Consider the following 23,221-nt stretch of genomic DNA (forward strand, 5'->3'; position numbering starts at 1 on the left):
GGAACATGCGTCATGCCCACACCCCGCATCCTGCTGGCCGCCGTGATGGCCGCCGCCACGCTCAACGCCTGCGGCGAAATGGCCACGCTGCCGGTCGAAGCCGGCATGGGTCCGTCGCCCCAGCTGCCCGCCCCCAATCCCACCGCCATCCCCACCGTGAAGACCGCCAAGGCCGTCGGCTGGCCCGCGGGTGCGCATCCGGTGGCAGCCAGCGGCCTGGCGGTGACGCAGTTCGCCAGCGGCCTGGACCATCCACGCTGGCTGTACGTGCTGCCCAACGGCGACGTGCTGGTGGCCGAGACCAATGCGCCGCCCAAGCCCGAATCGGCTTCCGGCGGCTTCAAGGCCTGGGTCGCCGGCCTGGTGATGAAACGCGCCGGCGCCCGGACCCCGAGCGCGAACCGCATCACCCTGCTGCGCGATGCCGACCACGACGGCGTCGCCGAAACGCGCAGCGTCTTGCTCGACGGCCTGAACTCGCCCTTCGGCATGGCCTTGATCGGCAACCAGCTGTATGTCGCCAATGCCGACGCCGTGCTGCGCTTTCCCTACGAAAACGGCCAAGAACGCATCAGCGCCCCCGGCGTCAAGGTCACCGACCTGCCGGCGGGCCTGAATCATCACTGGACCAAGAACCTGCTGGCCAGCCCCGACGGCCGCAAACTGTATGTGTCCGTGGGATCCAACAGCAATGTCGGCGAAAACGGCATGGACATCGAAGAGGGCCGCGCCGCCATCTGGGAAATCGACGTGGCCAGCGGCAACAAGCGCCTGTACGCCACCGGTCTGCGCAACCCCGTGGGCATGGCCTGGGCGCCCGACGGCAAGACGCTGTGGACGGCCGTCAACGAGCGCGACGAACTGGGTAGCGACCTGGTGCCCGACTACATGACCTCGGTGCGGGACGGCGGCTTCTACGGCTGGCCCTACAGCTACTTCGGCCAGCACGTCGACACCCGGGTCCAGCCGCCGCGCCCCGACCTGGTGGCGCGCGCCATCGTGCCCGACTACGCGCTGGGTCCGCACACCGCCTCGCTGGGGCTGGCCTGGTCGGGCGGGTCGCGCCTGCCCGCGCCCTACACGGACGGCATGTTCGTGGGCCAGCACGGCTCATGGAACCGCGATCCGCGCAGCGGCTACAAGGTCATCTTCGTGCCCTTTCGCGACGGCAAGCCCGACGGGCCGGCGCGCGACGTGCTGACGGGCTTTCTGAACGAAAGCGGCGAAGCCCAGGGCCGGCCGGTAGGGGTGGCGATAGACCGCCAGGGCGGCCTGCTGACCGCCGACGACGTCGGCAATGTGGTGTGGCGGGTCGCTCCCGCTTCTACAATGGCCGCTCCCAAATAATTCAAGACCAGGAGTGAGCATGAGCACGGAAAAAGTGGCGATCGTCACCGCCGGCGGCAGCGGCATGGGCGCGGCGGCGGCGCGCAAACTGGCGGCCGACGGCTGGCGCGTGGCCATCCTGTCCTCCTCCGGCAAGGGCGCAGCCCTGGCGCAGGAACTGGGCGGCCTGGGCGTCACGGGGTCCAACCGCTCGCCCGAGGACCTGGCGCGGCTGGTGGACGCCACCCAGCAGAAATGGGGCAGGATCGATGCCGTGGTCAACAGCGCCGGCCACGGCCCCAAGGGTCCGCTGCTGGAGATCAGCGACGAGGACTGGCACCTGGGCATGGAGTTCTATCTGCTGAACGTGGTGCGCATCGCGCGCCTGGTCGCGCCGGTGATGAAACAGCAGAAGTCCGGCGCCATCGTCAATATTTCGACCTACGCCACCTTCGAACCCGAAGCGCTGTTCCCGACGTCGGGCGTGTTCCGCGCCGGGCTGGCCGCCTTCACCAAGGTGTTCGCCGACGAGTACGCCGCACACAATGTGCGGATGAACAACGTGCTGCCCGGCTTCATCGACAGCCTGCCGGAAAAGGAAGACCGCCGCACGCGCATTCCGATGGGCCGCTACGGCACCGCCGAAGAAGTCGCCGACCTGATCGCGTTCCTCGCTTCCGACGCTTCTTCCTACATCACCGGCCAGAACATCCGCATCGACGGCGGCATCACGCGCTCGGTCTGAAGCTCATGCTTTAGGACTAGTCTCTCGTCCGAATGACGGTATTGAAGCCCGCCCGGGGCTTCAGTACCGTAGGTTTTCGCATTCGACGAGGTGCCGCGCATGTCCGCTACGCCGTCAGCGGCTGCGCCGCAGTCCGCCGATACTTCCCCTGCAAAACCGACCCCGGGCCAGGCTTCCCGTTTCCTGGCGCAGGCCACGTTCGGCCCCACGCCCGCCGACATCGACGCCGTGGTGCGCGACGGCTACGCGGCCTGGCTGGACGCGCAGCTGGCCATGCCGCCGTCGCAGACCCATTTCGACTGGCTGCTGCAGCAGCGCAAGAACACCGAGGAATTCAAGGGCAACGGCATCAACGCGCCGCTGGAATCCACGCTGTGGCGCAAGTTCATCTCCGCCCCGGATCAGGTCCGCACGCGGGTGGCGTTCGCGCTGTCGGAGATCTTCGTGGTGGGCGTATCGTCCATCACCGCGTCCTGGCCGCTGTTCGGCGCCGCGGGTTTCATGGACCTGTTGGCGGAACATGCCCTGGGCAATTACCGGCAGCTGCTGACGGCCGTCACCCAAAACCTGTCGATGGGCTGCATGCTGACCTATCGCGGCAACCGCAAGGAAGATCCCAAGACCGGCCGTCATCCGGACGAGAACTACGCCCGCGAGGTCATGCAGTTGTTCAGCATCGGCCTGTTGGAGCTGGAGGCGGACGGGTCCGTCCGGATGGTCAACGGCGCACCCGTCGAGACCTACACCAACGCCGACGTGCAGGGACTGGCCAAGGTGTTCACCGGCTGGGACATCAACGGCCCGGAAACCGACGTCGAATTCCACCGGCGCCCCATGGCCCTGAACAACGCGCTGCACTCGCTGGCTGAAAAGCGCTTTCTAGGCGCGGTGGTGCCGGCGGGGACCGACGGCCACCTGTCGCTCAAGCGCGCCATGGAGGTGATCTGCGCCCATCCCAACGTGGGGCCCTTCATCGGCACGCAGTTGATCCAGCGGCTGGTCACCAGCAATCCCAGCCGCGCCTATGTCGCGCGCGTGTCGGCCGCCTTCGACGACGACGGCAGCGGCACGCGCGGCAACCTGAAAGCCGTGGTGCGCGCCGTCCTGCTGGACCCCGAGGCGCGCAACCCGGACCTGGCCGCGCCCGGCTGGGGCAAGGTGCGCGAGCCCATCGTGCGCTTCGCGGCCTGGGCGCGGGCCTTCGGCGCCACCTCCAACAACGGCGCCTGGGCCATGCCGGACACCACCGACAACACGATCCGGCTGGCCCAGAGCCCGATGCGGTCGGCCAGCGTCTTCAATTTCTTCCGCCCGCGCTACGTGCCGCCGGTGACCGAGCTGGCGCGCCGGCATCTGGTCGCGCCGGAACTGCAGATCACCGACGAAACCAGCATTGCCGGCTACCTGAATTTCCTGGCCATCTATGTGGACCGGGGCTGGGAGGATCTGCAGACGCCCTACGCCGCCGAGATCGCGCTGGCGCAGGATCCGGCCGCCCTGGTGGCGCGGGTGGCGCTGCTGCTGGCGGGCGATGCCTATTCCGCCGAGACCGCCGGCAGCATTGCGCGCGCCGTGGCCACGATACCCGCGGGCCGGCCGCGCGACCGCGTGCGCGCCGCCATCATGCTGGTGGCCGCTAGCCCCGAATACCTGGTGCAGAAATGAAGAATTCCCGCCACGACGCGCAAACCAGCCGCCGCGAATTCCTGCTGCGCGCCTGCGCGCTGGGCGCCACGGGCGCCGCCGCGCCGCTGGCGCTGAACCTGGCGGCCCTGGGCGCGGCCGCGGCGCAATCGGCGCCGGCCTCCTCGTACAAGGCGCTGGTCTGCGTGTTCCTGTACGGCGGCAACGACCCCTACAACTCGCTGGTGCCCTATGACACGGCCGCCTACAAGGCCTACGCCCAGGCGCGCACCGACATCGCCTTGCCGCGCAACACCCTGCAGGCCACGGCGCTGCGCGGCAAGGAGCCCGCGCCCGGCGGCGCCCAGTTCGCGCTGGCGCCATCGCTGGCGCCGCTCAAGCCCTTGTATGAAAGCGGCGACATGGCGGTGCTGCTGAACATAGGCCCGCTGGTTGTACCCACATCCAAGCAGGAATACATAGGCGCGCGTGTCCCCCTGCCGCCCAAGCTGTTCTCGCACAACGACCAGCAGTCGTACTGGCAGGCGCTGGCGCCGGAAGGCGCGGCGTCGGGCTGGGCCGGAAGGCTGACCGATCTGTTCGCCGACGCCAACGCGCAGCGCACCTTCACGGGCATCACCGCGGGCGGCAGCAGCGTGCTGCTGGCCGGACGCAAGATCGCCGGATACCGCGTAGGCATCCACGGCTCCACGCAGATAGACCTGCTGGGCCGCGACATGTATGGATCCAGCGCCTGCACGGCCTTGCTGCGCCAGCTGATCACGCAGCCGCGCGAACACCTGATGGAGCGCGAGATGTCGCGCATCGCCGCCCAGTCCATCGACGCCGACGGCCGCCTGCGCGCAGCGCTCGCGGACGTGGCCGTGCCGGGCGACTTCTCGTCGCCCCTGGCGCAGCAGCTGAAGATCGTCGCCCGCATCATCGCGGCCAGGCAGGCGCTGGGCGCGCGCCGCCAGGTTTTCTTCGTCTCGCAGAACGGCTACGACAACCACTCCGGCCTGAACGACACCCACCCGGCGTTGCTGAAGGAACTGGGCCAGGCACTGGCCGCGTTCCAGCAGGCCTTGTCCGCGATAGGAGTGGCGGACCAAGTGACCACCTTCACCGCCTCCGAGTTCGGCCGCACCCTGGGTTCCAACGGCAACGGCTCCGACCATGGCTGGGGCTCGCACCACTTCGTGCTGGGCGGGGCGGTCAAGGGCGGACGCTACTACGGCAACCACCCCGAAATCGCCCTGGACGGCCCCGGCTTCGTCGACAACGGCCGCCTCTTGCCGACCCTGGCCGTGGATCAGCTCGGCGCGTCACTGGGCGGCTGGTTCGGCGCCAGCCGCGAGGACCTGGGGCTGGTGTTCCCGAACCTGCGACGCTTTGACGCGCATGCGCTGGATTTGCTGCAGCGCGCGTAAAGCCGCGCCGGCGGCGACGAATTCACAGCTGTCGCGCCTGTTCGCGCAGCAGATACTTCTGGATCTTGCCCGTGGCGGTCTTGGGCAACGGGCCGAACACGAAAGTGCGCGGCACCTTGAAGCCGGCCAGGCGGCCCCCGGCAGAAACTGGCCAGCTCCTCCGCCGTCGCGACGCCGCCCTCCTTCAGCGTGACGAAGGCGCAAGGCGTCTCGCCCCACTTGGCATCCGGCCGCGCCACCACGGCGGCTTCCAGTACGGCGGGATGCGCGTACAACGCATCCTCGACCTCGACGGTCGATATGTTCTCGCCGCCTGATATCACGATATCCTTGGCGCGGTCCTTGATCTGCATGTAGCCGTCGGGGTGCACCACGCCCAGATCGCCGGTGTGAAACCAGCCTCCCGCGAAGGCCTCGGCCGTGGCCTGCGGATTCTTCAGATAGCCCTTCATGAGCGTATTGCCGCGCATCATGATCTCGCCCACGGTAACGCCGTCCGGCGGCACCGGTTCCATCGTGGCGGGATCCAGCACGCGGACCTGTTCCATCGTGTGCTTGCGCACGCCGATGCGGGCCTTGAGCGCCGCCTGTTCATCCAGCGGCAGGTCGCTCCAGGCTTCATGCCAGGCGCAACTGATCGACGGACCGTAGCTCTCCGTGAGGCCGTACAGGTGCGTGACGTCTATGCCCAGTTCGTCCATCGCCGCGATGACGGCGGCCGGAGGCGGAGAGCCGCCGGTGAGCACCTGCACCGGCCGGATCGCGCGCCGCTTGATTTCGGGCGGGCTGTTGATGAGCATGCCCAGCACCACCGGCGCGGCGCAGAAATAATCGACCCCATGCGCCTGGATGGCGTCGAAGATGGCGCCGGCCTCGACCCGCCGCAGGCAGACATTGGTTCCCGCCAGCAGCGCGATGGTCCAGGGAAAGCTCCAGCCGTTGCAGTGGAACATCGGCAGGGTCCAGAGGTACACGGCATGCTGGCGCATATCGCAGGCCAAGGCGTTGCCCATCGCATTCAGATAGGCGCCGCGATGGTGGTACAGCACGCCCTTGGGGCTGCCAGTGGTGCCGGAGGTGTAGTTCAGGCACAGCGATTGCCATTCGTCCTCCGGCCACGCAAATTCGGCCGCCGCGTCGCCCATCTCCAGCAGCGCTTCGTAGTTCATTTCGCCGATCGGCTCGCCCGGCCCGCCGTATTCGGGATCGTCGATATCCACCACGCGGATCCGCCTGCGGGTCTTGGCCAGCGCCTGCGCCATGACGGGCGCGTACTCGCGGTCCGTCAGCAGCACCGCCGCCGCGCCATGCTCCAGGATGAAGGACAGCGTCTCCGCGTCCAGCCGGGTGTTCAGGGCGTTGAGCACCGCGCCCGCCATGGCGACGCCGAAATGGGCCTCGTACAGCGCCGGGATGTTGGGCGCCATCACGGCCACCGTATCGCCGGGCCGCACGCCCAGGCGCGCCAGCCCGCTGGCCAGCCGGCGGCAGCGCGCATAGGTTTCGCGCCAGCTCTGGCGCAGCGCGCCGTGGACGATGGCGGTGCGTTCCGGATAGACCTTCGCCGCGCGCTCGATGAAGGTCAGCGGCGAAAGCGCCAGATGGTTGGCGCTGTTGCGTTCGATATCCTGCGCATGATGGTCGTGGGTGTCGGCGGGCATCGGAGTCTCACAGAAGCGAAACGCTCACCGCGCCCTTCAGGCGTCGGCTAGCGGGGTCAGGCCGCGCAGCGTCGCGCGCAGCAGGGAATCGCTCAGGTCCGCGTCCGCCTGCATCAAGCGCTGCAGCAGGCGGTCGGGACTGTCGCCGGAAGTTTCCAGATGCCAGCCATACAGGTGCAGCCCGTTCAGCACATAGGCATCGTCCAGGCCCTCCAGCACGGCATGCCGGCGCGGCGCGCGCGCGGACGGCGGCAAGGCGTTGTCGGCGCAGTCCGCGACCAGGATGGACGTGGGCCGGGAAAAGTAATCCGCCACCCGCACGCGGGCGTCTTCCAGCCGGCGCAGCGCCGCGGCGTCCAGCGGCTCGTCCGCCAGGCGCACTTTGAGCAGCAGGTTGCGCTGGTCGAGTTCGACGATGTGCAGGTCTTTCTCTACCCAGTCCGCATGCACTGGCGCGCTCTTGCGGCGGAAGACTTCCGCGGCCGCCAGCCCCGCCCCCAGGCCTTCGCCGGCAAGCAGCTGTTTGAAGAAGTCCCGTTCGGCCATGGCGCGGTCCAGTTCCTGCAATTCCAGGTCGAGCGCGTGGCGCTCGCGCAGGCATTGCGCGCGGCGGGCGTGCAGTTGCTCGTCTGCCGGGCCGCGCTGCAGGTCCAGCCACCCCGCCAGACGCACGCCGCTGCGCTGGCCCAGGCGTTCGATGCAGCGGCGCAACTCCTGCAGGAACAGCGCCGAGCCGGCCTCGTCCTGCGCCAGATCCGGGGCCAGCGCCGGCAGCAGCAGCAGGCGGCCCGGCGGTTCGCTGGCGTAGCTCGCCAGCGTCATGCCCTGGCCATCCTCGAGGATGCTTGCGCCCGGCGCCTCGGCCAGTGTCGCGCAGGGCTGGAAACAGCGCGCGGCTTCGGTGAAGAGCGTGCGGAAAGGCTCGCCCGCCTGCCGCGGCAGCGCATCGCCATCTATCGGCTGGCTGCGCACCGTCCGCGGCCAGAGCGGATCGGACCAGTCGTAGGGAAGGATGTCCTGCAAGGTGTGCACGCCCACCGTGCGCGGCGCGGGCACCAGCACCGCCAGCGTGCCGCCCGCGGCCAGCAGGCGCTTGAATTGCTCGCGCCAGTGGCGGCTGGTAGCCAGCAGCCATTCCGACGCGCCCACGCCCAGCACCGGCGGATCGGCGCGTTCGCAGGCCGCCTCCAGCACGGGGTACAGGCCGGCGGGATTCCATATGAGCACGTCCGCCCGGTCCAGCGAGGCGGGCTGATCAAAGGACAGAACGGCATCCAGGCTATGCGGCGCAAGCGCCAGCGCAAGGTCGAGCGTAGAAATATTCATATCGCTAATCCGTACTTGACTTTCGAAATCAATATATCATAAAGTCTAGTTAACTAGACAAATATACAAATCCTATATACATATTCCGGAAACCAGCTGTCATGTCCACTCTTACGAACGTCCGCAGCGAGTCCCCCGTCTCCAGCAGCCCCGTGGCGCTGGACCGCGACTCCCCTCTGCCGCTCTATGTGCAGATCAAGCGGCGCGTGCTGATGATGATCCTGAACTGGCAGCAGGAAAGCGACCGCTTCCACACCGATCACGAACTGAGCGAACAATTCAACGTCAGCCGCATGACGGTGCGCCAGGCGATCCAGGAACTGGTGGACGAAGGCTATCTGCGGCGGGTGCGCGGCTCCGGCACCTTTGTCTGCGCCCCCAAGATCGACGAGCAGTTCAGCCCGGCCATGGATTTCATCGACCAATGGTCCGCCCATGGCCGCCCCCTCAGCCTGCGGGTGCTGCATTGCGCGCAGGAACCTGCCTCGGCCGCCGTGGCGCGCGAACTGGACGTGGCGCCCGGCACGCCGGTCTGGAGCATCCTGCGCCTGCGCACGGTCCAACAGGTGCCGATCTCGATCGACTACCGCTATGTGCGCACCGACCGCATCCCGCACATCGACGCCCGCCAGGCCGAAGCCGGCTCCTTGCTCGAGCTGATCGGCCGTCAGGTCGAACTGGCCTACGGCAACCTCAAGATCGAGGGCGGCGCGGTGCAGGCCGAACATGCCGATTACCTCAGTCTCTTGCCCGGCGATCCGGTCCTGACGCGGCACCTGGTGTATTTCGATAAACAGGACCGGCCGGTCATGTCCGGCCTGTCGCATTACCGCGCGGACCAGGTCCGGTACTCGGTGCGCGTGCCGCTGCTGAACGGCGCAGGCAAGACGGACCAGGTGTCGGACTCGCTCGAGTTCCGCAACCCACCCGGCGCGACGGAGAACTAGACCGCCGACGTTTTCGCTGTTCGTGGAAGTTGCTGCACCCCTCTAATCCCGCATCAGGCACAGGAGTAGCACCATGACTTGCATTAAGACGTTTCTGGAGTTCTCGCGCCGCGCGGCCATTGCGCTGCCGGCCGCCGCGCTGATGCTGGGCATGCACGCCGCCAGCGCGCAGGATACGGTGCGAATAGGATCCATCCTGTCCGTGACCGGTCCCGCCGCCTTTTTGGGCGAAGACATGAAGGCCGGCATGGAAATGGCCATCGACGATATCAACGCCGCCGGCGGCATCGGCGGCAAGAAGGTCGAATGGGTGTTCTACGACGCCGAAAGCCAGACCGCCAAGGCCATCAACGCCACCAAGCGGCTGCTGTCCCAGGACAAGGTGGACATCATCGTCGGCGGCGGCAACATGAGCGGCATCGCCATGGCCATGGTGCCGATGGTGGACAAGGCCGCCACGCCCTTCATCTCCACCGAAGGCTCGATGCAGATCGTGATGCCGGTGGCGGAACGCAAGTATGTGTTCAAGAGCACCGTGGACGACGACCAGGTCATCGACCGGGTGCTGGACTACTTCGACAAAAAGGGCATCAAGCGCGCCGCCCTGCTGGCCGACAACAGCGGCTTCGGCCAGAGCGCCGTCGAACAGATGAAGCGGCTTGCCGCCAAGCGCGGCATCGACATCACGTATGAATCCTTCAACCCCGCCGACACCGACCTGACCCCGCAGCTCACGCGCATCAAGAATGCATCGGTGCAGGCCATCATCTGCTGGACCGTCACCCCGGCTGGCGTGGTGTTCATCAAGCAGGCGCAGCAGCTGGGCCTGGACAAGCTCACGCTGGTGCACAGCTACGGCTTCGTCGACCAGCGCTACATGAAGCTGGCCGGCGACTCGGTCAAGGACCTGCTGCTGGTCAGCGTCAAGTTCCCGGTGGGCCAGGACCTGCCCGACGCCGATCCGATCAAGACGCGCATCATGGATCTCAGCAAGCGCTTCGAGGCCCGCTACAAGCGCAAGCCCAACCAGTTCGTGGCCCAGACCTACGACGCCATCATGCTGGCGCGCGCCGCCCTGGACAAGAGCGGCGGCGACAAGGAAAAGACCCGCGAACAGCTGACCGCCATCACCGGCTACCAGGGCGTGGGCGGGGTCTTCAATTTCTCGCCCCAGCGCCACTCGGGCCTGGATAAGGACGACATCGTCATGCTCGGCTACCGGGACGGGCAGTTCCGGCTGGCCGACTACAAGTAAAGCAGTTCCATCTCCGCAACCTCCACTCACGCGCGCCGCGGGCGCTGCAAACCAGGGAGTGCAGTCATGAACGTAGCAAGCGCCGAGCCGCGTACGATCCTCGACGATCCAGAGAGCATCTTTCCGCTGGATCTGGACACCCGGATCCCCAAGATCCGCGACCTCTACCACCTGGCAACGGTCAAGCAGTGGGACCCGCGCACCGACATCGACTGGCATCTGTTCGACGCTACGCAGTACACGCCCGAGCAGCGCTACGCGGCCCGCCAGTACTGGAGCCGCCGCGCCTGGAGCGAATACGGCGCCATCTCGGAAAGCCCGGCGCTGCAGATCCGCTTCTGCCACGACAAGTGCGAACCCGACCTGCGGCTGTTCTTCACCATCCGCTCGCAAGAGGAAAGCCGCCACGCCGAAGCCTGCTACCGCATGGCCGAAGCGCTGGGCGGCTACATGGAGCAGCCCGCCCAAGCCGCATACCAAGGGTCCGTCGCCACTCATGGCGTGCGCAAGATGGCGCTGGACCCCGAAGTGTCGGTCGAGGCGATCCTTGCCGCGCTGGTCTGCGCCGCCGAGGAAATCGCGTTCGACGTCTTCCGCCACCTGGTCGAGATCACCCGCGACCCCGTCGCCAAGCAGATCTGCGCCCGCATCATGCGCGACGAGGTGCGGCACTGCGCGTTCGGCTGGCGCTTTCTCGACCACCGCATTCCGCAGATGTCCGCCGCCGAAATCAAGGTGGTGGAAAACGCGGTGATCAACATGATGGAAAAGGTCGAGCTCAACGGCTATCACAGCGCCTGGCTGGCGCCCGACAACCCGGCCTCCCGCGCCGAGATGGAAGTGGACCGGCTCACCTGGGAAGCCGGCCTCGGCTCCACGGTCGAAGAACTGGAAAAACCCCTGTTCGTTGAAACGGTGCAGCGCGTGCGCCGCCAGATGGAGCCCTGGGGCGTGCACCTGCCCCTGCTGCACCACCCGAAGATCGGCGAATTCTGAATCCGAGGACCCGTCATGAACGCAGCTACGACCAGAATTCCCGTTGAGCGCCGCTTCCCGCTGACGCTCAAGCAGTCCATTACCTCGATCCGCGAACTGTACGAAACCGGCAAGCAGCAGCGCTGGGCGCCGGAGACCGATATTCCCTGGGCCAGCCTGGACCTCGGCGCGCTCGATGCGCGGGTTCGCGACGCGGCCCGCCTGACCTGGAGCCGCCGCGCCTGGGTGGAATACGCGGGCCTGAGCGAAACGCCGGCACTCCTGGTGCGCCTGTGCCTGGAGAGCGGCCGCGAGTCCGACCCCAAGTACTTCCTCACCGTGCGCAATACCGAGGAAGCCTGGCAGATCGAGTGCTTCCACCGCTACGCCACGCTACTGGGCGGCTACCTGAACCGCCCGCCCAGTCCGCAGCAGGAAGCCATCTTCAACCAGTGCCGGCATCGCCAGGTGCTGGATGCCGCCTGCAACGCCGACGCCTTCTTCGCCACGCACGCCGCGGTGGAAGACGGCTTGGAACTGGAACTGTTTCGGGCCTACCTGGAGAACGCCCGGGAACCGGTTGCGCGCCGCATCCTGGAACAGTGCGTCCAGGCGAAGGAGCGCCATGCCACCTTCGGCTGGCTCTATGTGGCCGAACGCGCGGCAGCCTGGTCAGACGCCGACCGCGCCGCCGTGGCCCAGGCCGTGTCGGGCTATCTGAACGATATCGAACTGCGTGGCTATCACTGCCCCTGGCTGGCGGAACCCAACGGCCCCGAAAGCCAAGCCAGCGCGCTGACGGCCGAGGCCGGCCTGGGCGCCGCGTCCGCCGACCGGGAGTACGAGGTCCTGTGGTCGTATCTGGAGACGGTGACGCGGCGCCTGGCCGAGTTCGGCGTCGAACTGCCGGGCATCGCGCTTTCCACGCGCCGTCCCAACTGAGCCGGCGCCGGGGCCTTGCCATGGACATGTCCGCGCAAATCATCCAACTGCTGGTCGCCGGAATCACCACCGGCAGCATCTACGCCATCGTGGCGGTGGGATTCAACGTCATCTTCAAGAGCACCGACGCCATCAACTTCGCCCAGGGCGAATGGGTCATGATGGGTGGCATGGTGGCGGCGGCCTGTTACGCGGTCGCCGAACTGCCGTTATGGCTGTCCTGCCTCGCGGCGGTGGCCCTGGTGGCCTTGGCGGGCGGCCTGTCCGAACGCCTGGTGATCCATCCGCTGAAAAAACCCGCGCCCCTGCTGGTGACGCTGCTCAGCATCGGCCTGGCCATCTGTACCAAAAGCCTGGTGATGCTGGGGCTGGGCAAGACCCCCATGGGCTATCCCGCATTTTCCGGCGACGCTCCGGTGCCGTTGGCCGGCGCGCAGATTCCGCCGCAGAGTTTCTGGGTGATGGGGGTGGCGCTGCTCTTCATGCTGGGCACGCACTTCTTCTTCGAGCGCACGCTGCTGGGGAAGACCCTGCGCGCCACGGCCATCGACCGCGATGCAGCCGCCCTGGTCGGCATCAACGTGCGGCGCTCGGTGACGGTGGCCTTCGTGCTGGCGGCGTTGGCCGGCGGCATCGCGGGCGTGATCATCGCGCCGCTGACCTTCACGTCCTATGACCACGGCACCATGCTCGGCTTCAAGGGCTTCAGCGCGGCGATGCTGGGCGGCCTGGGCAGCCTGCAAGGCGCCTTGCTGGGCGGCGTGCTGCTGGGCGTGATCGAAGCGCTGGGCGGCGGCCTGATTTCCTCGCAGTACAAGGACGCGCTGTCTTTCATCGTGCTGCTTCTGGTGCTGTTCTACCGTCCCCAGGGCTTGCTGGGCAAAGCCGAAATCAACAAGGTCTGAAGGGGGTGACGATGAAATCCGAAATCCATCCGCCCGGGGACGGCGCGCGCCACGATCTGCGCATCCTGCTGGCGCTGTGGGGCCTGTTCCTCCCGTTTCCGCTAGTGGCGCCGAACAGCTATGCCGTGGGTCTGGCGGTGACGTTCAGCATCAACCTGATGCTGATCGCCAGCCTCAACCTGTTGATGGGCTACTGCGGACAAATCTCCATGTGCCAGGCCGGCTTCTTCGGCCTGGGCGCCTATGTCAGCGGCGCCTTGTCGGCCAAGTACGGCCTTCCCGCGCTCGCCTCCATCCCGGCCGCGCTGGCGATCGCAAGCACGGCGGCGCTGTTGATCGCCCTGCCCGTGCTGCGGCTGCGGGGGCACTACCTGGCAATGGCAACGCTGGGATTCAACGCCATCCTGTCCGTGCTGTTCGTCGAATTGGTGGACTTCACGGGCGGCCCCAACGGCCTGTCGGGGGTTGAGCCCATCACCATCGCGGGCTATGCCTTCGATACCGACCGGCGCTTCTTCTACCTGGCCTGGGCCGCGGGCCTCTTGCTGATGTGGGGCTTCCTCAACCTGACCCGCTCGCGCATCGGCCGCGCCATGATCAGCGTAGCCGGCAGCGAGGTCGGCGCGGCCAGCCTGGGCATCAACACCTATGCGCTCAAGGTGGCGGTATTCGTGCTCTGCGCCGCGGTCGCGGCCCTGGCGGGCACGTTTTATGTCCACTTCAACCAGTTCGCGTCGCCGGAAACCTTCAGTTTCTCCGCGTCGGTGCTGCTGCTGGTCATGGTCGCGGTCGGAGGCTGGGGCAAGTACTGGGGACCGCTGTTCGGCGCGCTGGTCTACACCGCGGTGCCGGAACTGCTGCGCGCCTTCCACGACGTGGAGCTGCTGCTGTTCGGGCTGGGCATGATTCTGGTCCTGATGTTCTTCCCGGGCGGGCTGGCGGGACTGGCGCAGCGGCTGTGCCGGCGCTCCGCAAGCCTGCCCGCAGCCCCGGTAGCGGCAACGAAGGGAAAGGTGCGCCATGGCTGATCACGATTTCCTGTCGGTGCGGGACCTGGGCATCAATTTCGGCGGACTGGCCGCGCTTGCCGACCTGTCCTTCGACCTGAAACAAGGGCAGATCAAGGGCCTCATCGGCCCCAATGGCGCGGGCAAGAGCACCTTGTTCAACATCGTCGCGGGCCTGCTGCTGCCGGGGAGCGGCGACGTACGCTTTCGCGGCCGCTCGGTGCGGGGCCTGCCGCCGCACCAGCGCGTCAGGCTGGGCATCGCCCGCACTTTCCAGAACCTGCAGATCTTCAAGGACTTGACGGTGCTGGAGAACGTCATGGTGGGCTGCCATGCGCGCTTCGGCTCCGGCCTGTGGGCCTGCATGCTGCGCACGCCGCGCCAGCGCCGCGACGAACGGCAGATGCGCGACATCGCGATGCAGCGGCTGGAACAGCTGCATCTGGCCCGCCACGCCGATGTGCTGGCGGCGGACCTGAGCTTCGGCCAGGCCAAGATCCTGGAAATCGCCCGCGCCCTGGCCGCCGATCCCACCTTGCTGCTGCTGGACGAACCGGTCGCGGGCGTGCCGCATGCCGAAGTGGCGCAGGTGGCCCAGGTCATACGCGAAGTGAACGCCAGCGGAGTGACCGTGCTGCTGGTCGAGCACAACATGAGCTTCGTCATGCAGCTGTGCGACGACATCCTGGTCCTGAACTACGGCCGCAAGATCGCCGAAGGCCAGGCCGACGCGGTGCGCGTCGATCCCCTGGTCCTGAAGGCCTATCTCGGGGAGGACATGCCCGATGCTTGAAATCACCAACCTGTGCGCCTCGTATGGCGCCGGCGACGTCTTGCGGGAAACCAGCCTGGAGATTCCCGCCGGGCAGATAGGCTGCCTGCTCGGCGCCAACGGCGCCGGCAAGACCACCGTCATGCGCAGCCTGAGCGGCCTGCTGCGCCCCCTGCGCGGCAGTGTGCGCTTCGAAGGCGAAGCGATAGAGACGCTATCGGCGGACCGCATCGTCGACCGCGGCATCGTCCTGGTGCCGGAAGGCCGGCGCGTGTTCGCGCCGCTGTCGGTCAGCGAAAACCTGGAAATGGGCGGCTACAAGCTGCTGAAGCAACGCCGTCAGTCGGAATTCCGCCGCAATCTGGACTTCGTCCTGGACCTGTTCCCGCGGCTGTCCGAACGCGCCCGCCAGGCTGCGGGAACGCTGTCCGGCGGCGAGCAGCAGATGGTCGCGATCGGCCGGGCCCTGATGAGCAGCCCGCGCCTGCTGATGCTGGACGAACCTTCCATGGGCCTGGCGCCCCTGGTCGTGAAGGACATCTTCCTGTCGCTGCGGCGGCTCAAGCAGGAAGGGCTGACGCTGTTCATCGCCGAACAGAACGCCAGGCTGACCTTGAGCGCCGCGGACTACGGCTACGTGCTGCAGGAAGGCCGGGTGGCGTATTCGGGCAGCGCCCAGGCGCTGCGCGACGATACACGGGTACAGGCTGCCTATCTGGGCGCCTGACAGGAGACAGGTGAAGCGATGACATGTTCTTCCCAGGAGCAGGCGATCGATCCGGAGCAGGAAGCGCAGTACAACCTGCGCGCCCGGCATCCCGAACGCGAGGAGATCTACTTTACCTATGCGCGCCGCAGCGCGGACACGCGCCGCCGGCGCGAGGCGCGCCTGGACCTGCGCTTCGGCGAACGGCCCTCGAGCGTGCTGGACCTGTTCGTTCCCGACGTGCCGGCGCCGCCGCTGCTGGTGTTCATCCATGGCGGCTATTGGCGCGCCCTGGACAAGCACGGCTTTTCATTCATCGCCGACGAGTACCTGGCGCGCGGCGTCGCGGTGGCGCTGCCCAACTACACGCTGGCGCCGCACGCAAGCGTCTCCGCGATCGTCGACGAAGCCTGTACCGCCGTCTCCTGGCTGACCGCGCAGGGCGAGCGCCACGGCTACGACGCCAGCCGCATCGTGCTGTCCGGCCACTCCGCGGGCGGGCACATGGCCGCCCGCGCGCTGTGCCGCGACCTGGTTCCCGCCCTGGCGGGCAGGATACGCGGCTATGTGGGCCTGAGCGGCCTGTTCGATCTTGAGCCGCTGCTGCGCACTTCCATCAACCGCGATCTCCACATGAGCGCGGCCGAAGCCCGCAGCCTGGGGCTGTACCAGCGCGCCGCGCTGTACGAAGTGCCCATGGTGTTCGCGGCCGGCGCCCTGGAAACCGAGGGCTTTCGCGGGCAAAGCCGGGACTTCTCGCAGCATTGCGCCAGCCATGGCTACGCGGTCGAAAACCTGGTGGTGCCGCAGCGCAACCATTTCGATCTGTTGACCGATTTCGCGGGCGGAAGCTATCCGCTGTTCAACAAGACGCTCGATCTGCTGCTGCCCGGCGCGGGCCGGGCCTGATCTTTCACGAGGAGTCCTTATGGCAGGCCAACCACTCAATCCCGCGGGCGTCTGCGCCCCGCTGGGCCCCTACAGCCAGGGCGTGCTGACCGAAGGCGCCGGACGCTGGCTGCACATTGCCGGCCAGGTGGGAGTATCGTCCGAAGGCGCGCTCGCCCAGGGCTTCGAAGCCCAGGCCCATGCCGCCTGGCGCAACATCCAGGCCATGCTGGAGGCCGGGGGAATGCATGCGGGCGATCTGGTCAAGGTCGTGACCTACATCACGGACGAAAGCCAGCTGCCGCTGCTCGGCCCCGTCAGGCTGGCCTATCTGGGCGAGGCCCGCCCCGCCGCGACGCTGGTCGTGGTGCGCGCCCTGGCCCGGCCCGAGTGGCTGATCGAAGTGGAAGCGTCGGCGTACAAGCCTGCCTGACCCCGCGGCGGCATCGCCCGAAGGAGAACAAGCATGTTCGAGGACCTACGCAACAAGCGGGCCCTGGTGACCGGCGCCTTCGGCGGCCTGGGCGCGGAGTTCGCGCGCACCCTGTCCGCGGCGGGCGCGCATGTGGCCCTGGCCGGACGCAGGCTGCAGGCCGGCGAGCAACTGGCCGCGGAGCTGGCCGCCCCCGACCGGCGGGCATGCGCCATCGCGTTGGACGTGACCCAGCCCGACAGCGTCGCCAGCCTGTTCGATGCCGCATCCGAGCGCCTGGACGGCGCCATCGACATCCTGGTCAACAACGCCGGCGTCACGGCCACACGGCCGGCGCTGGAACACACCGAAGCCGATTGGATGGACGTGATCGACGTCAATCTCAACGGCACCTGGCGCGTGGCGCAGGCAGCCGGGCGCCACATGCAGGCGCACGGCGGCGGCAGCATCATCAACATCGCCTCCATCCTCGGGCTGCGGGTGGCCCAGCAGGTGCCCGCCTACGCCGCCTCCAAGGCCGCCCTGATCCAGCTGACGCAGGCCCTGGCGCTGGAATGGGCGCGCCACGGCATCCGCGTCAATGCGCTGGCGCCGGGCTACATCGAAACCGACCTGAACCGCGAATTCTTCGCCAGCGACGCGGGGCAGGCGCTGATCCGGCGCGTGCCGCAGCGCCGGCTCGGGCAGGCGCGGGAGCTGTCGGCTCCCCTGCTGCTGCTGGCTTCCGACGCCTCTTCCTTCATGACCGGGTCGGTCCTGGTGGCGGACGGCGGACATCTCATTTCCACGCTTTGACTCCGGGACGCAACATGGACTTCAGCCTCATGCCAGAAATCGAAAGCTATCGCCGGCGCATCAAGGACTTTGTCGAGACGCATATCCTGCCGGTGGAGGCGGACCCGTCCTCCTACGACGAACACGAGAACATCCGCGAGGAAGTCTTGCAGCCGCTGCGCCGCCGCGCGCGCGAAGCCGGGCTGTGGGCCCTGCAGATGCCGCGCGAACGCGGCGGCCAGGGTCTGTCGCGCGTCGGCATGGCGGCCTGCTACGAAGAGATGAACGTGTCGATCTTCGGGCCGGTGGTGTTCAATAGCGCAGCGCCCGACGACGGCAACATGATGGTGCTCGAAAAAGTCGCCACCGAGGCGCAGAAGGCGCGCTGGCTGCAGCCCATCGTGGACGGCAAGGTGCGCTCCTCGTTCGCCATGACCGAACCGCATCCGGGCAGCGGCTCCGACCCGTCCATGATGCGCACCACCGCCACCCTGCAGGACGGCAAGTGGCGGGTGCATGGCAAGAAGTGGTTCATCACCGGCGCGGGCGTGGCGCAACACTTCATCCTGATGGCCAAGACCTCGGACGATCCACGCAAGGGCCTGACGGCCTTTCTCTTCGACGCGGACCAGCCCGGTTGGCGCATCGAACGGCGCATCCCCATCATGGGTCCGGAGGAACACGGCGGCCATTGCGAACTGGTGTTCGACGGGCTGGAGATCCCCGACGAGAACCGCCTGCTCGGCGTGGGCGACGGCCTGAAGGTCACGCAGATCCGGCTGGGGCCCGCGCGGCTGACGCATTGCATGCGCTGGCTGGGGCTGGCCCGCCGCTCCCTGGCGATCGCGCGCGACTACGTCGCAACCCGCCAGAGCTTCGGCACCGCGCTGGCCGAACGCGAAGGCGTGCAATGGATGCTGGGCGAATGCGCCATGGCGATCGAGATCGGCCGCCTGCTGACGATGCGCGCCGCGGTCGCCTTGGACCAGGGCAGCTACGCGCGCAAGGAGGTCTCGATGGCGAAGATCGTCGTCTCCGAAACGCTGCACAAGGCGGTCGACACCGCCATCCAGCTGACCGGCGCGCGCGGCTATTCGCGCGATACGGCGCTGGCCTGGATCTACCGCTACGCGCGCCAGGCACGGCTGGTCGACGGCGCCTCGGAAGTGCACAAGATGGTGCTGGCGCGGTTCCTGATGGACGAAGGCGACGACTTCTGGCATTGGCAGGCGCAGGACCCGGCCGGGGCGCAATCGTGACGGGCGCGGCAGCGGACGTCCTCGACGGCCAGGACGCGCTGGCCGCCTATCTGGTGCGCGCGGGGTATACGGGGCGGGCGGAGGAAGTGGCGTTGCGCCGCCTGGCCGGCGGCCAGTCGAATCCGACCTACGTCGTAACCACAGGCGGCGGCCAGTACGTGCTGCGCAAGCAGCCCGCGGGCAAGCTGCTGCCCTCGGCGCACGCCATCGACCGCGAGTTCCAGGTCATGCGGGCGCTGGCGCGCAGCGAGGTACCCGTGCCGCGCATGCTGGACTATTGCGCCGACGGCAGCCTGCTCGGCACGCCGTTTTACCTGATGGACTACGTGCAGGGCCGCAGCTTCGTCGACCCGAGCCTGCCGGGGCTGGACCGGGCCGAACGCGGCGCCATCTACGCGGAAACCAGCCGCGTGCTCGCCGCCCTGCACGAGTTGGACTACGCGGCGCTGGGCCTCGAAAGCTATGGCCGTCCCGGCAACTATTACGCCCGCCAGATCTCGCGCTGGACGCGGCAATACCGCGAAAGCCGGCCGGCGGCCGACCTGCCCGCCATGGAATCGCTGATCGACTGGTTGCCCCGCAACATTCCCGCCAGCGACGAGACCCGCCTGGTCCATGGCGATTTCCGGCTGGACAACCTGATCTTCCATCCCACCGAGCCCCGCGCGCTGGCCCTGCTGGACTGGGAGCTTTCCACCCTGGGACACCCGCTGGCGGACCTGGCCTATTACTGCATGTGCTGGCGCGTATCGCCGCAGCTATGGCGCGGCGTGGCCGGATCCGATCTCGGCGCGCTCGGCATCCCCACCGAAAGCGAGGCCGTGGCCGCGTATTGCCAGGCGCGCGGGCTGGCGGGCGTGTCCGACTGGGGCTTCTACCTGGGCTACAGTTTCTTCCGCATGGCCGCCATCCTGCAGGGCGTTGCCGCGCGCGCCTCGGGCGGCAACGCCGCGGCCGACGACGCCCAGAGCATGGGCGCCAAGGTGGAACCGCTGGCCGAGCTGGGGTGGGAGTGCGCGCGCAACGGCGGCGCGGCCTGAAGGGCCGGTTCAAAGGGCTGGCTTGAAGGACCAGCTTGAAGGACCGGGTCGAGGGGCCTGGTCAACGCGGCGGGCGCCAGCGGGCTGGCGTCCGCCGCGCAACCGCTCTATAACCTGATAATCGCGTCGGCGCGGCAGCCGGACGCCCCTACCTCCTCCGCTTCCATGACCCAGACCTGCTCCCTGGCGTTGCAACCCGCCACCGAAGACGACCTGCCCTTCCTGCTTACCCTGCGCAAGACCACCATGCAGGAACACCTGCAGCGCGCGGGCGCGCCGCTGGATGACGACCACCACCTGGCCCGCATCCGTTACCGCTTCGAGGACGCCCGCATCGTCTGGCTGGACGGCCGGCCCGCCGGTCTGTTCAAGCACGGCCGCGACCCGGCCGGCTGGCGCATCGTGCAGATCCAGATCGACCCCGCCTTCCAGGGCCGCGGGCTGGGCCGCCGCCTGCTGGAAGGCGTGCTGGACGAAGCCGACGCCGAAGGCGTCCCCGTCACCCTGAGCGTGCTCAAGGGCAACCCTGCCCGGCGTCTCTACGAAGCGCTGGGCTTCATCCCCGTGGAGGAGACCGACCTGGAATATGAAATGCGTCACGAGCCCGGCGCGGTCCGGCCGGCCGGCTGACCCTTTGCAACTTCTTTCAGCCCGGCTGGAATAAAGCCGGGACCGGCAGCGTCTGTAGGGGGCAGTCTCCCAATTTCCCTATCTACGTACGAGGCACACCATGCGCAAACACATCGCCGCAGCCCTGGCCATCTCCGCCGCCGCCCTGTTTTCGGCCGGCGCCCAGGCCCAGGCCGTCAAGACCCAGGACGGCGTGCTGGTCAACAGCGCCGGCATGACGCTTTACACCTTCGACAAGGATGCCGGCGGCAAGAGCGCCTGCAATGACCAGTGCGCCAAGATCTGGCCGCCCGTCATGGCCAGCGCCGACGCCAAGCCCATGGGCGACCTGACCATCATCACCCGCGACGACGGCACCAAGCAGTGGGCCAGCAAGGGCAAGCCGCTGTACACGTTCTCCAAGGACGCCAAGGCGGGCGACAAGACGGGCGACAACTTCAAGGAAATCTGGCACGCCGCCAAGCCCTGATCCGGTGTCCGCCATCCAACGCAGCAATCCATGCGCGCCGAAGACGAAGCCCTGATCCTGGCCTGCATCCCTAGCCTGCGGCGTTACGCCCGCGGGCTGACGGGCGACCCCCATCGGGCCGACGACCTGGTCCAGGACACGCTGGAGCGCGCATGGAGCCGCTATTCGCGATGGCAGCGGCGCGGCGAGCTGCGCGCCTGGATGTTCGGCATCATGCATAACCATTTCATCGACGGCGTGCGCGCCAGCAGCCGGCGGCCCGAACAGACCGCCCCGGGCGAACTGCCCGACGCCCCGGTGCGCGCCACGCAGACCGACCACCTGGAGGTGCGCGACCTGGACCGCTGCCTGCAAGCCCTGCCCGCCGAACAGCGGGAAGTGCTGTTGCTGATATGCGTGGAAGACCTGTCCTATCAGGAAACCGCCCGGATACTGGACGTGCCGATGGGCACGGTCATGTCGCGCCTGTCGCGCGCCCGCGAGAAGCTGGGCGCGCAGATGCAGGCGCGCGACACCATCAGCAGGCTCCATCGCGTGAAATGACATGAACGAGAAACGCCTCCATGCGGTGCCCGGCGCGGGCACCCCGATTACCGAAGCCGACCTGCATGCCTATGCGGACGGCCAGTTGCCGCCCACGCGCCATGCCGAGGTCGAGGCCTTCCTGGCCGCGCATCCGCAGGACCAGGCCCGCGTCGACGAATGGCACGAGCAACGGCGCCTGCTGCACGCCATGCTGGACCCGGTGCTGGACGAACCTCTGCCGCTGCGCCTGCCCCTGGCGCGGCCCGCGAACCCCTGGCCCTGGCGCGCCCTGGCCGCCGGCGTGGCCATCGCCGCCGTCAGCGCCAGCGCCGCCTGGATCACCCGCGGCGCCATGGACGCCCGCCAACTGCAGGCGACGCTTGCGACTGCCGCGCCCGAGCGCATCGCGGGCGGCTATGCCCAGCGCGCCGCCATCGCCCACGCGGTCTACGCGCCCGACATGGGCCGGCCCGTGGAAGTCGGCGCCGACAACGAAAAAGGCCTGGTCACCTGGCTGACCAAGCGCATGGGCGCGACCATGCGCCCGCCGTCGCTGTCGCAGGCCGGCTATGAGCTGGTGGGCGGCCGCCTGCTGCCCGGCGGCGCGGGACCTGTCGCGCTCTTCATGTACGGCGCGGCCGACGGCCAGCGCCTGACGCTGTACGTCACCCGCGAAGCCGCGGGCGGGCAGACGGCATTCCAGTTCACCCAGGAAGGCCCGGTGCGGGTGTTCTACTGGGTCGAAGGACAGTTCGGCTACGCGCTGTCCGGCGCGGTCAGCCGCGACGAGCTGCTGCGCGTGTCGCAGGAGGTCTACCAACAGTTGCAGGGCTAGTCCGGCGACGCCACGCCTTGCCCGCCAGCGTGCTCGCGCGCCTGGTGCAGCATGTGCAGCGTGATCTTGCGGACCTCGGCGCGGCTCATGCCGATGTGCGAACGCAGCATGCGCGCCGCCTCGTCGGCGCGGCGGGCCAGCACGGCCCGCAGGATGGCCGCGTGTTCGTCGTAGGTGGCATCCACGCGGAAATCCTTGGTGAAGTCCAGCCGCCGCACGATGCGTATCTTCTCGGTCACGTCGCGATGGATCTGCGCCAGTTCCGGGTTCCCGGCCGCCGCCACCAGCGAACAATGAAAGGCCTCGTCCAGCTGCGCCACCAGCCGGCCGTCCAGGATCCGCTGCCGCGGCGGCGTCAGCCACACGTCTTTCAGCCCGCCCAGGATGCCGGCCTGGTCCATGTGCTCGCGCGCGCACAGCCGTTCCACGGCAGCCTCTTCCAGCACCACGCGCACGTCGTACAGCGCCTCGAAGCGTTCGAAGTCGAAGGGCCGCGCCTGCCAGCCGCTGCGCGGACGCGGCAGCACGTAACCTTCGCGCTCCAGCCGCGCCAGCCCCAACCGCACCGGCGTGCGGCTGACGCCCAGCCGCGCCGCCACCTCGGCCTCGGTGAAGCGCTCGCCCGGCAGCAGGCGGAAGTCGAACAAGTCGTCTTTCAGGCGCTGATAGACCTGATCGGCCAGCGAGCCGGCCAGGGCCGGCGCCTGGCGGATGGCCGGAGCGGCCTGTGCGGATTCCAGGCGCATGC

23 protein-coding genes and 1 pseudogene are annotated in these 23,221 nt (G+C 68.1%); 21 read left to right on the forward strand and 3 right to left on the reverse strand.

From position 1 onward, the window contains the following. Nucleotides 1-12 precede the first annotated feature (12 nt). The 4 genes from ACZ5YA_RS15295 to ACZ5YA_RS15310 all read left to right on the forward strand — a co-directional run bounded on the left by ACZ5YA_RS15295 (nucleotide 13) and on the right by ACZ5YA_RS15310 (nucleotide 5,124). Nucleotides 13-1,347 (forward strand): PQQ-dependent sugar dehydrogenase, encoded by a 1,335-nt coding sequence (locus ACZ5YA_RS15295; RefSeq protein ID WP_280016579.1) that lies wholly within the window; start codon nucleotides 13-15, stop codon nucleotides 1,345-1,347. A 19-nt stretch (nucleotides 1,348-1,366) separates the two neighbouring features. Further along, a complete protein-coding gene (locus ACZ5YA_RS15300; RefSeq protein ID WP_118933781.1) occupies nucleotides 1,367-2,071 on the forward strand; it encodes an SDR family oxidoreductase in 705 nt (234 codons plus the stop codon). Nucleotides 2,072-2,170: 99 nt separating this feature from the next. Further along, nucleotides 2,171-3,736, forward strand: a complete 1,566-nt coding sequence (locus ACZ5YA_RS15305) for a DUF1800 domain-containing protein (RefSeq protein ID WP_118933797.1) — start codon at nucleotides 2,171-2,173, stop codon at nucleotides 3,734-3,736. Then, nucleotides 3,733-5,124: a DUF1501 domain-containing protein gene (locus ACZ5YA_RS15310; RefSeq protein ID WP_118933782.1), complete on the forward strand. Its 1,392-nt coding sequence runs from the start codon at nucleotides 3,733-3,735 to the stop codon at nucleotides 5,122-5,124. The genes ACZ5YA_RS15305 and ACZ5YA_RS15310 overlap by 4 nt, the downstream gene beginning before the upstream one ends. Nucleotides 5,125-5,146: 22 nt before the next feature. On the opposite strand, the pseudogene ACZ5YA_RS15315 reads toward ACZ5YA_RS15310, so the two are convergent. Both ACZ5YA_RS15315 and ACZ5YA_RS15320 read right to left on the reverse strand, forming a co-directional pair. Continuing rightward, a pseudogene (locus ACZ5YA_RS15315) lies at nucleotides 5,147-6,785 on the reverse strand (acyl-CoA synthetase). Nucleotides 6,786-6,821: 36 nt separating this feature from the next. Continuing rightward, the gene (locus ACZ5YA_RS15320; protein ID WP_464092718.1) at nucleotides 6,822-8,111 is read right to left on the reverse strand and encodes a hypothetical protein; all 1,290 of its coding nucleotides are present in this window, start codon (nucleotides 8,109-8,111) and stop codon (nucleotides 6,822-6,824) included. A gap of 101 nt (nucleotides 8,112-8,212) precedes the next feature. Here ACZ5YA_RS15320 and ACZ5YA_RS15325 point away from each other — a divergent pair, with 101 nt between their 5' ends. The 17 genes from ACZ5YA_RS15325 (at nucleotide 8,213) to ACZ5YA_RS15405 (ending at nucleotide 22,473) form a co-directional block, all read left to right on the forward strand. Next, entirely contained in the window at nucleotides 8,213-9,058 is an 846-nt protein-coding gene (locus tag ACZ5YA_RS15325) for a GntR family transcriptional regulator (protein ID WP_059377868.1), read from the forward strand. Between the two features lie 73 nt (nucleotides 9,059-9,131). Continuing rightward, nucleotides 9,132-10,313: an ABC transporter substrate-binding protein gene (locus ACZ5YA_RS15330; protein WP_059377866.1), complete on the forward strand. Its 1,182-nt coding sequence runs from the start codon at nucleotides 9,132-9,134 to the stop codon at nucleotides 10,311-10,313. Between the two features lie 66 nt (nucleotides 10,314-10,379). Further along, nucleotides 10,380-11,309, forward strand: coding sequence for a ferritin-like domain-containing protein (locus tag ACZ5YA_RS15335; protein ID WP_059377863.1), 930 nt, complete (start codon nucleotides 10,380-10,382; stop codon nucleotides 11,307-11,309). 15 nt (nucleotides 11,310-11,324) lie between these two features. Continuing rightward, the gene (locus ACZ5YA_RS15340) at nucleotides 11,325-12,230 is read left to right on the forward strand and encodes a hypothetical protein (RefSeq protein ID WP_464092719.1); all 906 of its coding nucleotides are present in this window, start codon (nucleotides 11,325-11,327) and stop codon (nucleotides 12,228-12,230) included. 26 nt (nucleotides 12,231-12,256) lie between these two features. Continuing rightward, entirely contained in the window at nucleotides 12,257-13,135 is an 879-nt protein-coding gene (locus tag ACZ5YA_RS15345; RefSeq protein WP_251881025.1) for a branched-chain amino acid ABC transporter permease, read from the forward strand. 11 nt (nucleotides 13,136-13,146) lie between these two features. Continuing rightward, entirely contained in the window at nucleotides 13,147-14,163 is a 1,017-nt protein-coding gene (locus ACZ5YA_RS15350) for a branched-chain amino acid ABC transporter permease (protein ID WP_464092720.1), read from the forward strand. Beyond that, a complete protein-coding gene (locus ACZ5YA_RS15355; RefSeq protein WP_059377849.1) occupies nucleotides 14,156-14,935 on the forward strand; it encodes an ABC transporter ATP-binding protein in 780 nt (259 codons plus the stop codon). The genes ACZ5YA_RS15350 and ACZ5YA_RS15355 overlap by 8 nt, the downstream gene beginning before the upstream one ends. Beyond that, nucleotides 14,928-15,641 (forward strand): ABC transporter ATP-binding protein, encoded by a 714-nt coding sequence (locus ACZ5YA_RS15360; RefSeq protein ID WP_059377847.1) that lies wholly within the window; start codon nucleotides 14,928-14,930, stop codon nucleotides 15,639-15,641. The genes ACZ5YA_RS15355 and ACZ5YA_RS15360 overlap by 8 nt, the downstream gene beginning before the upstream one ends. A gap of 18 nt (nucleotides 15,642-15,659) precedes the next feature. Beyond that, nucleotides 15,660-16,529: an alpha/beta hydrolase gene (locus ACZ5YA_RS15365; protein ID WP_059377845.1), complete on the forward strand. Its 870-nt coding sequence runs from the start codon at nucleotides 15,660-15,662 to the stop codon at nucleotides 16,527-16,529. A 19-nt stretch (nucleotides 16,530-16,548) separates the two neighbouring features. Continuing rightward, entirely contained in the window at nucleotides 16,549-16,941 is a 393-nt protein-coding gene (locus ACZ5YA_RS15370; protein WP_464092721.1) for a RidA family protein, read from the forward strand. Between the two features lie 33 nt (nucleotides 16,942-16,974). Next, a complete protein-coding gene (locus ACZ5YA_RS15375; RefSeq protein ID WP_464092722.1) occupies nucleotides 16,975-17,736 on the forward strand; it encodes an SDR family NAD(P)-dependent oxidoreductase in 762 nt (253 codons plus the stop codon). A gap of 29 nt (nucleotides 17,737-17,765) precedes the next feature. After that, the gene (locus ACZ5YA_RS15380; protein ID WP_464092723.1) at nucleotides 17,766-18,974 is read left to right on the forward strand and encodes an acyl-CoA dehydrogenase family protein; all 1,209 of its coding nucleotides are present in this window, start codon (nucleotides 17,766-17,768) and stop codon (nucleotides 18,972-18,974) included. After that, nucleotides 18,971-20,014: a phosphotransferase gene (locus ACZ5YA_RS15385; protein WP_464092724.1), complete on the forward strand. Its 1,044-nt coding sequence runs from the start codon at nucleotides 18,971-18,973 to the stop codon at nucleotides 20,012-20,014. Before ACZ5YA_RS15380 ends, ACZ5YA_RS15385 begins: the two co-directional genes overlap by 4 nt. 165 nt (nucleotides 20,015-20,179) lie before the next feature. Beyond that, nucleotides 20,180-20,644 (forward strand): GNAT family N-acetyltransferase, encoded by a 465-nt coding sequence (locus tag ACZ5YA_RS15390; RefSeq protein WP_054451612.1) that lies wholly within the window; start codon nucleotides 20,180-20,182, stop codon nucleotides 20,642-20,644. A 100-nt stretch (nucleotides 20,645-20,744) separates the two neighbouring features. After that, complete coding sequence (locus ACZ5YA_RS15395; RefSeq protein WP_059377825.1) at nucleotides 20,745-21,113, forward strand: COG4315 family predicted lipoprotein; 369 nt, start codon at nucleotides 20,745-20,747, stop codon at nucleotides 21,111-21,113. A gap of 30 nt (nucleotides 21,114-21,143) precedes the next feature. Then, on the forward strand, nucleotides 21,144-21,656 hold the full coding sequence (locus ACZ5YA_RS15400; protein WP_464092725.1) for an RNA polymerase sigma factor: 513 nt from the start codon (nucleotides 21,144-21,146) through the stop codon (nucleotides 21,654-21,656). Between the two features lies 1 nt (nucleotide 21,657). Beyond that, nucleotides 21,658-22,473: an anti-sigma factor family protein gene (locus tag ACZ5YA_RS15405; RefSeq protein WP_464092726.1), complete on the forward strand. Its 816-nt coding sequence runs from the start codon at nucleotides 21,658-21,660 to the stop codon at nucleotides 22,471-22,473. Here the strand turns inward: ACZ5YA_RS15405 and ACZ5YA_RS15410 are convergent. Beyond that, nucleotides 22,470-23,219 carry a GntR family transcriptional regulator gene (locus ACZ5YA_RS15410; RefSeq protein WP_464092727.1) on the reverse strand — a complete coding sequence of 250 codons (750 nt, stop codon included), beginning with the start codon at nucleotides 23,217-23,219 and terminating at the stop codon, nucleotides 22,470-22,472. The genes ACZ5YA_RS15405 and ACZ5YA_RS15410 overlap by 4 nt on opposite strands. Nucleotides 23,220-23,221: the final 2 nt, after the last annotated feature.

The sequence above is a fragment of the Achromobacter sp. JCM 18799 genome (assembly GCF_055395645.1).